The organism is Rhizobium bangladeshense (genome assembly GCF_001662075.1).
Taxonomy (GTDB): domain Bacteria; phylum Pseudomonadota; class Alphaproteobacteria; order Rhizobiales; family Rhizobiaceae; genus Rhizobium; species Rhizobium bangladeshense_B.
Map to the genome: position 1 here is coordinate 127,172 of NZ_LYPL01000015.1, position 11,684 is coordinate 138,855.

General features: G+C 61.5%; 11 protein-coding genes. 6 read left to right on the forward strand and 5 right to left on the reverse strand.

The window, feature by feature from the left end:
• Nucleotides 1-138 precede the first annotated feature (138 nt).
• From A7X77_RS25365 to A7X77_RS25390, 6 genes are all read left to right on the forward strand, one after another.
• Nucleotides 139-1,401 carry an ABC transporter substrate-binding protein gene (locus A7X77_RS25365; RefSeq protein WP_064685599.1) on the forward strand — a complete coding sequence of 421 codons (1,263 nt, stop codon included), beginning with the start codon at nucleotides 139-141 and terminating at the stop codon, nucleotides 1,399-1,401.
• Between the two features lie 69 nt (nucleotides 1,402-1,470).
• Complete coding sequence (locus tag A7X77_RS25370) at nucleotides 1,471-2,457, forward strand: carbohydrate ABC transporter permease (RefSeq protein ID WP_064685600.1); 987 nt, start codon at nucleotides 1,471-1,473, stop codon at nucleotides 2,455-2,457.
• Entirely contained in the window at nucleotides 2,457-3,287 is an 831-nt protein-coding gene (locus A7X77_RS25375) for a carbohydrate ABC transporter permease (protein WP_064685601.1), read from the forward strand. The genes A7X77_RS25370 and A7X77_RS25375 overlap by 1 nt, the downstream gene beginning before the upstream one ends.
• A gap of 11 nt (nucleotides 3,288-3,298) precedes the next feature.
• On the forward strand, nucleotides 3,299-4,324 hold the full coding sequence (locus tag A7X77_RS25380; protein ID WP_064685602.1) for an ABC transporter ATP-binding protein: 1,026 nt from the start codon (nucleotides 3,299-3,301) through the stop codon (nucleotides 4,322-4,324).
• 63 nt (nucleotides 4,325-4,387) lie between these two features.
• Nucleotides 4,388-5,173 (forward strand): ThuA domain-containing protein, encoded by a 786-nt coding sequence (locus A7X77_RS25385; RefSeq protein WP_064685603.1) that lies wholly within the window; start codon nucleotides 4,388-4,390, stop codon nucleotides 5,171-5,173.
• A gap of 103 nt (nucleotides 5,174-5,276) precedes the next feature.
• Entirely contained in the window at nucleotides 5,277-6,314 is a 1,038-nt protein-coding gene (locus A7X77_RS25390) for a Gfo/Idh/MocA family protein (RefSeq protein ID WP_064685645.1), read from the forward strand.
• 140 nt (nucleotides 6,315-6,454) lie between these two features.
• Here A7X77_RS25390 and A7X77_RS25395 read toward each other — a convergent pair whose 3' ends face one another.
• The 5 genes from A7X77_RS25395 to A7X77_RS25415 form a co-directional block, all read right to left on the reverse strand.
• Nucleotides 6,455-6,847: a DUF4112 domain-containing protein gene (locus A7X77_RS25395; protein ID WP_064685604.1), complete on the reverse strand. Its 393-nt coding sequence runs from the start codon at nucleotides 6,845-6,847 to the stop codon at nucleotides 6,455-6,457.
• A 165-nt stretch (nucleotides 6,848-7,012) separates the two neighbouring features.
• Complete coding sequence (locus A7X77_RS25400; RefSeq protein ID WP_064685605.1) at nucleotides 7,013-8,086, reverse strand: alcohol dehydrogenase family protein; 1,074 nt, start codon at nucleotides 8,084-8,086, stop codon at nucleotides 7,013-7,015.
• An 11-nt stretch (nucleotides 8,087-8,097) separates the two neighbouring features.
• The gene (locus tag A7X77_RS25405) at nucleotides 8,098-9,477 is read right to left on the reverse strand and encodes an aspartate aminotransferase family protein (protein ID WP_064685606.1); all 1,380 of its coding nucleotides are present in this window, start codon (nucleotides 9,475-9,477) and stop codon (nucleotides 8,098-8,100) included.
• A 28-nt stretch (nucleotides 9,478-9,505) separates the two neighbouring features.
• Complete coding sequence (locus tag A7X77_RS25410) at nucleotides 9,506-11,002, reverse strand: NAD-dependent succinate-semialdehyde dehydrogenase (RefSeq protein ID WP_064685607.1); 1,497 nt, start codon at nucleotides 11,000-11,002, stop codon at nucleotides 9,506-9,508.
• 120 nt (nucleotides 11,003-11,122) lie between these two features.
• A complete protein-coding gene (locus A7X77_RS25415) occupies nucleotides 11,123-11,620 on the reverse strand; it encodes an Lrp/AsnC family transcriptional regulator (protein ID WP_064685608.1) in 498 nt (165 codons plus the stop codon).
• Nucleotides 11,621-11,684 lie beyond the last annotated feature (64 nt).

An 11,684-nucleotide genomic window follows, 5' to 3' on the forward strand; every position in this document is an offset into this window, starting at 1 on the left:
CTACGCGTTTTGCTTGGTGCGGTAATCGTTTTGTTCGCTAAAATGCAACTGCCAGAAGCTGTTTCGGTGTCTTGACGCCGTTCCGAGCTTCTGCAATGTTCTCTTTGCCAAATCGATTTCAATTTCTGGGAGGAAATTATGAAAAAGCTTGCTCTGGCTTTATTCGCGCTCGGCGTCGCGATCGCTGCCGGTCCGATCCATGCCGCTGAAATTTCATTTGCCGCCAACACCACAGGAAAAAACGTCGAATTCCTCAACAAGCAGCTGGCGATTTTCGAGAAGGAGACCGGTAACCAGGTCAAGCTGGTGACCATGCCCTCATCGAGCAGCGAGCAGTTTTCCCAATATCGCCTGTGGCTTGCCGCCGGAAACAAGGACATAGACGTCTACCAGACCGACGTCATCTGGGCGCCGCAGCTCGCCGACCAGTTTATCGATCTGAAGGAGGCCACCAATGACGTGGCCGGCAAGTTCTTCCCGTCGATCATCGCCTCGCAGACTGTCAACGGCCGGCTCGTGGCGCTGCCGCTATTTACCGATGCTCCGGCGCTGTTTTACCGGAAGGACCTGCTCGACAAATATGGCAAGCAGCCGCCGAAGACCTGGGACGAGATGGCCGCAACCGCCAAGGAGATTGAGGAAAAGGAGCGTCAGGCCGGACAGAAGGATCTCTGGGGCTACGTCTTCCAGGGCAATTCCTATGAAGGGCTGACCTGCAACGCGCTGGAATGGGTGAAGTCGTCGGGTGGCGGCCAGATCGTCGAGCCGGACGGGACGATCTCGATCAACAACGAGAAGGCGGCAGCAGCGCTTGAACGCGCCAAGGGCTGGATCGGAACGATCTCGCCGCCGGGCGTGCTCGCATATCAGGAAGAAGAGTCGCGTGGCGTCTGGCAGACCGGCAATGCCGTCTTCATGCGCAACTGGCCCTATGCCTATTCCCTCGGCAACGGCGCCGACAGCGCCGTCAAGGGCAAGTTCGACGTGACGACGCTGCCGGTTGCAGCCGCCGGCGACAAGCCATCCTCGACACTCGGCGGCTGGAACCTGGCGGTGTCGAAATATTCCGAAAAACAGGAAGCAGCCATCGCGCTCGTAAAATTCCTGGCGTCGAAGGATGTTCAAAAGGCCCGTGCTATCGAGCTGTCCAATTTGCCGACGCTGACCGACCTTTATGACGACAAGGATGTGGCCGCCGCGCAGCCCTTCATGCCGAACTGGAAACCGATTTTCCAGGATGCGGTGCCGCGTCCTTCGGCGACCGCCAAGGTAAAGTACAACGAAGTCTCTTCGAAGTTTTGGACGGCAGTGCACAACACCCTGTCCGGCAGCGGCTCAGCTGCCGAGAACCTCGAGCTTCTCGAAGCCGACCTGACGACCCTCAAGGGCGATGCCTGGTAAGTTCCGGGATCGGCGGCCGTCAGGTCGTCGGTCCAGTCTCCGAGTGGCTGAACAGGGGATAGGCGTTTCATGACTGAAATCGTAGTTCCGCAAGCAGTTGAACCAAGGATTTCCACTCTCAGAGCCGCGACTGAGCTGCGATCCGAGCGTGTTCGATCCGCCTGGATGTTTCTGGCACCGACGCTGCTGATCCTGGCAATCGTCGCCGGATGGCCGCTGTTCAGAACGATCTATTTCAGCTTCACGAATGCCTCGCTCAACGAGCTTGGCAATGCTCGCTTCGTCGGCTTTGACAATTATCTGTCGTGGGTGACGCTGAAGAGCGGAAAGACCGTCTATCGGGGGCTGCTTGCCGATCCGGTCTGGTGGAAAGCCGTCTGGAACACTGCCAAGTTCACCATCCTTTCGGTGGTGCTCGAGACCATGCTCGGGCTGATCGTCGCGCTCGTGCTCAATGCACGATTCGTCGGGCGCGGGATCGTACGGGCCGCAATCCTCATTCCCTGGGCGATCCCGACCATCGTCTCGGCCAAGATGTGGGCCTGGATGCTCAACGACCAGTTCGGCATCCTGAACGATGTCCTGCTCGGCTTCGGCCTGATCAGCGAGAAGATTGCCTGGACCGCCAATCCTGAGACAGCGATGGTCGCGGTGCTGATCGTCGACGTCTGGAAGACGACGCCCTTCATGGCGCTTCTGATCCTTGCTGGACTGCAGATGGTTCCGGGCGATATCTATGAGGCCGCCAAGATCGACGGCGTCAATCCGATCAAGGTTTTCTGGCGCCTGACGCTGCCGCTGATCCGCCCTGCCATCATGGTTGCCGTGATCTTCCGGATGCTGGACGCGATGCGCATCTTCGATCTCATCTATGTATTGACGCCCAACAATGCGCAGACGAAGACCATGTCGGTCATGGCGCGCGAGAACCTGTTCGACTTCGACAAGTTCGCCTATGGCGCCACGGCATCGACGGTGCTCTTCCTGATCATTGCCTCCGTCACCGTCTTCTATATCTGGCTCGGCCGCGTCAGGCTCGGCGGGGAGGAACGCTGATGCTGCCGTCGATCGCCAAGAATACGCTCTTCTATCTGCTCGTCACGGTCATCGTCATCATCGCGGTCTTTCCGTTCTACTATGCCATCCTCACGAGCCTGAAGACCGGCACGGCCCTTTTCAAAGTCGATTATTGGCCGACTTCGATCTCGTTCAGCAACTATACGTCCGTGATGGGCCAGGGCGGGTTCGTCCGCAGTCTTGCAAATTCCGCGATGATCGCCTGCGTCGTGGTTTCAGCGTCGCTGTTGCTTTCGGTCACCGCCTCGTTCGCCTTGGCACGGGTGCACTTCCGCGGACGGGCGCTGTTGATGCTGACCATCCTCTCGGTGTCGATGTTTCCGCAGATTGCCGTCCTTGCGGGCCTCTTCGAGCTCATTCGCTGGATCGGCATCTTCAACACGCCCTTTGCGCTGATTTTTTCCTACATGATCTTCACGCTGCCCTTCACCGTCTGGGTACTGACGACCTTCATGCGTGAATTGCCGATAGAGATCGAGGAAGCGGCGATCGTCGATGGCGCCTCGCCATGGGTCATCGTCACCCAGGTGTTCATGCCGCTGATGTGGCCGGCGCTGGTGACAACAGGGCTGCTCGCCTTCATTACCGCGTGGAACGAGTTCCTATTTGCGCTGACATTCACATCGTCGGATACGCAGCGAACTGTCCCGGTTGCCATCGCCCTGCTTTCGGGAAACAGCGAATTCGAGATCCCCTGGGGCAATATCATGGCGGCTTCGGTGATCGTTACCGTGCCGGTTGTGGTGCTCGTTTTGATATTCCAGCGCCGGATTATTTCGGGGCTGACCGCCGGCGGCGTCAAAGGTTGAGGGAGTGGGACATGGCAGAAATCCGACTGGAGAACATCCGGAAGAGCTTCGGCGCTTTCGAGGTGATCAAGGGCGTGACGATGGACATCCGCCGCGGCGAGTTCATGGTCTTCGTGGGACCGTCGGGATGCGGCAAGTCCACCTTGCTCAGGCTTATCTCCGGCCTTGAGGACATTACGTCGGGGACGCTGGCCTTCGACAACGTGATGGTGAACCAGCACGCGCCCTCGAAGAGAGGGATCGCCATGGTATTCCAGTCCTACGCGCTTTATCCGCATATGACTGTTTTCGACAACATGGCGTTCGGCATGAAACTGTCAGGACGCACCAAGGACGAGTGCCGCCAGCGCGTCGAACAGGCGGCCGGCATGCTGCAGCTCTCATCGTACCTCGAGCGCCTGCCGCGGCAGCTTTCCGGCGGACAGCGTCAGCGCGTTGCAATCGGCCGGGCGATCGTCCGCGACCCCAAGGTCTTTCTCTTCGATGAGCCGTTGTCCAATCTCGATGCGGCGCTTCGCGTCGCGACGAGGCTCGAAATCGCCAAGCTTCATCGCAGCATGCACAACACGACGATGATCTATGTGACGCATGATCAGGTCGAGGCCATGACTCTGGCCGACCGGATCTGCGTGCTGCGGGACGGTGTCGTGGAGCAGATCGGCACGCCGCTGGAGCTTTATGAAAGCCCCAATTCGCTTTTCGTGGCTGGCTTCATCGGCTCGCCGAAAATGAATTTCCTGTCGGCCGGACTGGCAGAGCCCTATGGCAGCCATACGATCGGCGTGCGCGCGGAGCATGTTCGCATCGCGCCCGAGTCACCGGTTTGGAGCGGCACGGTTATCCATTCGGAAATCCTCGGCTCCGATAGCTTCGTCTATGTGGATATCGGGGCAGACGAGCCGCTCATCGTGCGCGAGGCCGGTGTCTCCCGTCACGAGCCGGGCCAGTTGCTTGGCCTTGCCCCGCTTGCCGGCCACGTCCACCGTTTCGATCGTTCGGGCCGCGCGCTCGAGCGTCAATCCATGCAGGCTGCCTGACCTTCCCAGGATCGATGTTCCTCCCAAGACTCGATCCGTTTTAAACGACAAGGAGAAAACGACGTGACCATACGCACCGTTGTGTGGGGTGAAAACATCCACGAGAATACCAATGAGATCGTCCGCGGCATCTATCCCGAGGGCATGCACACGGCGATTGCCAATGCGCTGAATGCCGATCCCGCCATCTCGGCGACGACGGCGACGCTGCAGGAGCCGGAGCATGGGCTGAGCGAAGCCCGGCTTGCCGAAACCGACGTGCTGACCTGGTGGGGCCACAAGGATCACGGCGCCGTCTCCGACGTCGTCGTCGAACGCGTCGCCAAGCGCGTCTGGGAGGGCATGGGCCTGCTGGTGCTGCATTCCGGTCATTTCTCCAAGATCTTCAAGCGGCTGATGGGCACGCCCTGCGCGCTGAAGTGGCGCGAGGCGGGCGAGCGCGAGCGGCTGTGGACGATCAATCCGCGCCATCCGATCGCCGCCGGCATCGGCGAGCATTTCGAGCTCGAGAACGAGGAAATGTACGGCGAGCAGTTCTCGGTGCCGGAGCCGCTGGAAACGGTGTTCATCTCCTGGTTCCAGGGCGGCGAAGTGTTCCGCTCGGGCCTGACCTGGCGGCGCGGCGCCGGCAACATCTTCTACTTCCGCCCCGGCCACGAGACCTATCCGACCTATCATGACGCCACCATCCAGAAGGTGCTGATCAACGGCGTCAAGTGGGCCTATAACCCTGAAGCGGCGTTGACTGCCATTACCGACGCTCCAAATGTGCCGGTAGAAAAGGCGCTGGAGCCGATCGTCGAACGCGGCCCGAAACTGCACCTGGCCGGCGAAGCCGGTTACCGATAAGAGATGAGACGCCGTGGGCGCGGGCGCCGCGTTCGGCGCCGCAGACGCCGCGATGATCTCGCTGCCGCTCACGCAATCGATGAACAACCATGAGGACATAAGAATGCGCTTGATCATTCTCGGAACCGGAGGATGGGCAAATACCCATGCCATGCATTTTTCCGAAATCGCCGGCGTCAAAATTGTCGCTGCCGTCGATACGGACGAGGTCCGGCTGCGGGCTTTCGCGCTCAGGCACGACATCCCGCTGACTTTCACGTCGCTTGATGACGCCCTTGCCTGGGGCGAGTTTGACGCCGTCACCAATGTGACGCCGGATCGCGCCCACTATTCCACGACAATGAAGTTACTCGGCGCCGGCAAGCATGTGCTCTGCGAGAAGCCGCTGGCGGTCAACTACCGCGAGGCCAAGGAGATGGCCGACGCCGCGGCGGCATCCGGCAAGGTTACGATGGTAAACCTCACCTATCGCAACGTGGCGCCGTTGCAGGCAGCCCGCAAGATGGTGCTGGACGGGCGCCTCGGCGCGATCCGCCACTTCGAAGCGTCCTATCTCCAGAGCTGGCTCGTCTCGAAGGCTTGGGGCGACTGGACCAAGGAATCGCAATGGCTTTGGCGGCTGTCGACGAAGCATGGCTCCAACGGTGTGCTCGGCGATGTCGGTATCCATATTCTCGACTTCGCGGTTTTTGCCGCCGGAAGCGACGTCAAGGCGGCGGCATCGCACCTCAAAGTGTTCGACAAGAGCCCCGGAAACCGGATCGGCGAGTACGACCTCGACGCAAATGACAGTTTCCTGATGATGGCCGAACTCGAAAGCGGTGCGGCAGGGGTCATCCACGCGACGCGCTGGGCAACCGGCCATCTGAACGAGCTGCGGCTGCGCCTGCATGGGGACAGGGGCGCCCTTGAGGTGGTGCATACGCCTGAGGGTTCGACTCTCAGGGTCTGCGAAGGCGCCGATGCCGACAAGGCGATCTGGCGCACGATCGAGGTCGAACCGGTCATCACCAACTTCCAGCGTTTTGCAAAGGCCGTGCGAAACGGGCAGCCGGATGAGCCGGGTTTTGGCCACGCTGCCAAGCTGCAATTTGTTCTCGACCACGCCGTGAAGACGGCTGGCGCTCTGACTGAGCTTTAGCGCATGTCGCCCGGAAGTGTGCAGCGATTCCGGGACAACGACATGCACAAAGACAGAGGGCTAAAGCGCGTCGCATGAATCTAATTTGATCCGACGCGCATTTAGAGGAATGCAGTCCACTATTGCGGGCGCCGGCTGCGTCACATGCGGCGGTTCAGTTCCTCCTCGCTCACACCGAAGTGGTCGAGGATGATGCCGACGTTCCGGCGGTGAGACTTGAAATAGACGTCGAAGAGATCGCCGATCAGGGGAACCGTGCCGCAGGCAGCGTCGACGCCGAGATTGACCGCCATGCGGGCGAGCTTGTGGGCAGGAAGGCCAAGGCGCCGTGCCTCGTCGATGATGAAAAGGCCGATGAGAGAGCCGGCAACGTCGCCGACCGCCGGGATCAGGCCGAGGACCGAGTCCGCGCCGATCCGTACACCGATAAAAGGCAGTCGGACCGCCGTATCCATCAGCCGTGCTATGCCCACAGCACGGCGAATCTTTTCGAGTTCGGCAGGGGTGAGATATGTCGTCTTGGCGGTCGGCATCAGAGACCTTCTGGCGCGACTGCGGGTTTCGCCTCCCTCAAGGCCGCAGAGACGCCCCAGATTCCCTGGCGCAACGAATGGCGGATGTGATCGCAACGATTGTCCATGGCCGTGAAACGCCGATACGCCGATAAGGTTCGCCAGTGGCGCGATCGGAATGTCGCCTTATCCTCGGTCGGGCACCACGACCAATTTGCCCACGAAATTCTTCGCCATGAACTCGGTCTGGGCGCGATGGAATTCAGACAGCGGATAGACACCGCCGACGAGAGGCCGGATCTTCCGGCTTTCGATATAGCCGACGAGGCGGCGGAAGTCGGCGCGGCTTCCCTGGCTCGATCCGTGCAGCTCCAATTGCTTCAGATACATGGTCCTGAGATCGAGCTGGACGACCGGGCCGGCAATGGCGCCGGCCGTCGTGTAACGGCCTTCGGGTCGCAAGATCTTCAGGAGATCGTTGAACAGTGGCCCGCCGACGAGGTCGGCAACGACGTCGATCGGTTGTCCGCAGCTGGCGAAATGAACGGCTTCGACCAGATCGCCCTTGCCGCGGGTCACGACCGCTTCGGCGCCGATATCGAGCATCGCCGCCTCCTTGCCCGGTCCGGCGATGGCGATCGGGATGGCGCCGCGGGCGCGCGCGAGCTGAATGATTGCTGAGCCGACACCGCCCGAGGCGCCGGTGACGAGGACGCGTTCGCCGGCGGCAAGCCGCGCCCGTTCCGGCATGCGCTCGCCGGTCAGATAGGCGCAGCAGAAGGTGGCGAGCTCGATATCGGTCAGATCGGTTGCAACGACATGGGCGTTTTCGGCCGGTAGCGCCATATATTCGGCGTAGCCGCCGTCGCGGCCATGACCCATGTAGTCGATGTCGGCGAGACTGTCGTCATCGCGATTGTAGATCGAAAAGTCCACCATGACGCGTTCGCCCATGCGCGCGGGGTCGATACTGCGGCCAACGCCGACAATGTGGCCAACCGTATCGGTGCCCTGAATGCGCGGGAATGTCAGCGTATTGCCCTGCCTGCGCCAAGTCGAGATTGCGGAGGGGTCGTCTTCGGTGCCATAGGCGCCTTGGCGTACCCAGATGTCGGTATTGTTCATGCCGCAGGCGGTGACGCGGATCAGCACCTCGCCCTCCGCCGGCGCCGGAACGGGGACGTCTGTGCGGTAGACGAGCTTCTCCAATCCGCCGTGGCCGGTGAGCAAAACGGCTGCCATCTTTTCAGGGATCGTCATGCGGCTTCTCCTCAGATGTTCTTGAAGACGCTGTCGATCGCGTCCGCTGTCGCCTTGACGATAATGTCCGCCTCCTCACGCGTCAGGCAGAGCGGCGGCGCAAAGCCGAGGATGTCGCCCTGTGGCATGGCGCGGCCGATGACGCCGCGTTCGAGAAGGGCGGAAGCGACCTGCGGACCGATTTTGCGGCCGGGATCGAAAAATTTCCGATCATCCCTGTCCTCGACGAATTCGACGGCTGCCATCAGGCCGTCGCCGCGGACGTCACCGACGTTGCGATGGCTGCCCACTGCCTTCTCCAGTTCCGAGCGGAAATAGGCGCCGGTCTTGCCGGCATTTTCCACGATCTCCATTTCGTCGATCAGTTCAAGGTTGGCGATGCCGGCGGCGGCGCAGATCGGATGGGCGGAATAGGTCCAGCCATGGCCGATCGCTCCCAATTCATCGGAACCCTGCACCAGGACCTGCCACATCTTGCTCGAAACGATGCTGCCGGAAAGCGGGGCATAGGCGGAGGTCAGGCCCTTGGCGATGGTGATCAGATCCGGCTTCATCCCATAGTGATCCGAGCCGAACATCGTGCCGAGACGGCCGAAGCCGGTGACGACTTCGTCGGCAACAAGCAGGATGTCGTATTTGTCGAGCACCGCCTGGATCTTCTGCCAGTAACGTTGCGGCGGCGGCACGATGCCGCCGGTGCCGAGGATCGGTTCGCCGATGAAGGCGGCGATGGTATCGGGGCCTTCGGCGAGGATCATCTCCTCCAGTCTGTCGGCGCAATATTGCGAGAACTGATCCTCGCTCATCGAACGGTCGGGGCGGCGGAAATAATAGGACGCCTCGGTGTGAAGGATCGGCGCGCGCGGCAGGTCGAAGGCATTGTGGAAGAGAGCAAGACCGGTGAGGCTGCCGGTCATGACGCCGGAACCGTGATAACCGCGCCAGCGCGAAATGATCTTCTTTTTCTCCGGGCGGCCGAGGATGTTGTTGTAATACCAGATAAGCTTGATGTTGGTCTCGTTGGCATCCGAACCGGAGAGGCCGAAATAGACGCGGCTCATGCCATCGGGCGCGCGGTCGATGATCATCTTCGACAGCGTGATCGAGGCTTCCGTGCCGTGGCCGACATAGGCGTGGTAATAGGCGAGGTTCTTCGCCTGCTCGGCGATTGCATCGGTGATCTTCTGGCGGCCGTAGCCGACATTGACGCAATAGAGCCCGGCAAAGGCATCGAGGCTTTTGCGGCCGCTCGTATCGGTGATGTAGACGCCTTCGCCGCCGGCGACGACGCGCGTCGGCGTCTCGCCGCGCGCATGCATGCCCATATGGGTCGAGGGGTGGAAGAAGTGATCGCGGTCCCAGGCGGTGAGTTCGTTGCTTTTGTCGAGCATGTCCTGTCCTCTTCTTGAAATTGGGTGCTCAGGCGGCGGTGTCGATGCAGAGATATTTGAGCTCGGTGAAGGCCTCGAGCCCGTGGCGCGAGCCCTCGCGGCCGATGCCGGACTGCTTCCAGCCGCCGAAGGGAATGGGGCCGCCGGTGATTTTTACGCGGTTGACCGCCACCATGCCGTATTCCAGCGCGCGCCCGAGACGCATCTGCCGGGCGCCGTTCTCGGTGATGACATAGGCGACGAGGCCGTATTCGGTATCGTTGGCGCGGGCGACAACCTCGTCTTCGGTGTCGAAGGTGGTCAACGCCGCTACAGGCCCAAAAGTCTCCTCACGCATGATCAACGCATTCGCCGGCACATCCGTCAAAAGCGTCGGCTGATAGAAGAGCCGGCCGGCCTTGTGGCGGCTGCCGCCGATGACGAGCCGGGCGCCCTGCGCCAGCGCCTCGGCCACCTGCTCCTCAACCTTGACGACGGCGCGTTCATGCATCAGCGGCCCGATCTCGCTTCCATCCTCAAGCCCTGCGCCGACCCTCAGCGCGCCGATGCGGGCGGCAAAAGCCTTGGCGAAGGCATCGGCGATGCGTTGCTGGACGAAGATGCGGTTGGCGGCAAGGCAATCCTGGCCGGATGTGGCGAACTTGGCGTCGACGGCGATCTCGACCGCTTTTGCGACATCGGCATCCTCGAAGACGATCAGCGGCGCGTGGCCGCCGAGCTCCATCACCATCCGCTTCATCGTTGGCGCGCATTGCGCGGCGATGAGGCGGCCGACCTCGGTGGAGCCGGTGAAGCTCATCGCGCGCAGGCGGATATCGGCGCACATGCGTCCGACGATCGTTGCGGCATGGCCGGTGACCACATTGAAGACACCGGCCGGAATGCCAGCGCGTTCACCGAGTTCGGCAAGCGCGAGGGCAGAAAGCGGCGTTTCCGAGGAGGGGTGGGCCACGACCGTGCAGCCGGCAGCGAGTGCCGCGGCCGCCTTTCGGGTGAGCATGGCGGAAGGAAAGTTCCACGGAGTGACGACGCCGACGACGCCGATCGCCTCGCGCCGGACGATCATTTCCGCCCCAGCCAGATGGCTGGTGACGCTTTCGGCGTTCAGCCGCTTGGCTTCCTCGGCATACCACTCGATGAACGAGGCGGCGTAATCGATCTCGCCGCGGGCTTCGGCAAGCGGCTTGCCCTGTTCCAGCGTCATGATCAGCGCCAGATCTTCTTTCGCCGCAAGCATCAGCGCGTGCCATCTGCGCAGGATCGCCGCACGGTTCTGCGGCAGGATCGCGCGCCACGCGCTAAGGGCCTCCGACGCCGCATCGATCGCCATTGCCGTCTCTTCGGCACCGAGGCTCGCAACCCAGGCGAGTGTCGCCGAAGAAGCCGGATCGGTGACGGCGAAGCTCTTTCCCGTGGTCCCGGCGATCCACCGGCCGCCGACATAGGCGAGATCGCGCAGGAGATGACGATCGGCGAGCCGCGACAGCGCGTCGTGATAGGCGGGGCGGGCAAAAACGGCAGTCATGTCCAATCTCCTAGTTGCGGTGACGTGAAGTCTTCCACAGGAGCGGACGAGAGATTGTCCTTGGGCGATGGCGAAAAGAGAGAAACGGGCTAAAGCACAGCCGCCGGATAGAGAGATTGTCTAGGAAGCGCTTTCGCCACCGCCGGACGCGGCGAAGGAGGAGACCGGAACGACTGTTTCCTCCTTCACCGTCTTGGTGACGATATAGGTGAAATAGCGGTCGATGCCGAGTTCACGGTCGAGAAGCCCATCGACCAGTCGCTGGTAGGAGTCAATATCGGCCGTCACGATCTTCAGAATGTAATCGACGCCGCCACCCACCGACCAGCAGGCGACAATCTCGGGGATTGCGGCAATGGTACGTTCGAAGCGTTCAAAATCGGCCTGGCGATGATTGGCGAGCGTCACTTCCATCATCACGCTGGCGACCGGCGCGATGCGCCGCGGGGCGATGCGGGCGTGGTAGCCAGTGATAATACCGGCCTTTTCAAGCTTGCGCAGCCGCATCCAGCACGGCGTCGGCGACAGTCCGGCCCTTTCGGCCAGCGCCAGCTTGGTGATGCGGCCGTCGCGCTGGACGGCGTCGAGAATGCGCAGGTCGATGGCGTCGAGCTTCATGGTGGTTTCTTCTATAAAGAAATCATTTCAAACGCAGCGAAAAGACAATGGGAGCGCATTTTGG

Bases quoted from the DNA above. Each gene is read 5' to 3' on its own strand.
- A7X77_RS25365 (WP_064685599.1), top strand. From the start codon at position 139: ATGAAAAAGCTTGCTCTGGCTTTATTCGCGCTCGGCGTCGCGATCGCT.
- A7X77_RS25370 (WP_064685600.1), top strand. From the start codon at position 1,471: ATGACTGAAATCGTAGTTCCGCAAGCAGTTGAACCAAGGATTTCCACT.
- A7X77_RS25375 (WP_064685601.1), top strand. From the start codon at position 2,457: ATGCTGCCGTCGATCGCCAAGAATACGCTCTTCTATCTGCTCGTCACG.
- A7X77_RS25380 (WP_064685602.1), top strand. From the start codon at position 3,299: ATGGCAGAAATCCGACTGGAGAACATCCGGAAGAGCTTCGGCGCTTTC.
- A7X77_RS25390 (WP_064685645.1), top strand. From the start codon at position 5,277: ATGCGCTTGATCATTCTCGGAACCGGAGGATGGGCAAATACCCATGCC.
- A7X77_RS25395 (WP_064685604.1), bottom strand. From the start codon at position 6,847: ATGCCGACCGCCAAGACGACATATCTCACCCCTGCCGAACTCGAAAAG.
- A7X77_RS25400 (WP_064685605.1), bottom strand. From the start codon at position 8,086: ATGACGATCCCTGAAAAGATGGCAGCCGTTTTGCTCACCGGCCACGGC.
- A7X77_RS25405 (WP_064685606.1), bottom strand. From the start codon at position 9,477: ATGCTCGACAAAAGCAACGAACTCACCGCCTGGGACCGCGATCACTTC.
- A7X77_RS25410 (WP_064685607.1), bottom strand. From the start codon at position 11,002: ATGACTGCCGTTTTTGCCCGCCCCGCCTATCACGACGCGCTGTCGCGG.
- A7X77_RS25415 (WP_064685608.1), bottom strand. From the start codon at position 11,620: ATGAAGCTCGACGCCATCGACCTGCGCATTCTCGACGCCGTCCAGCGC.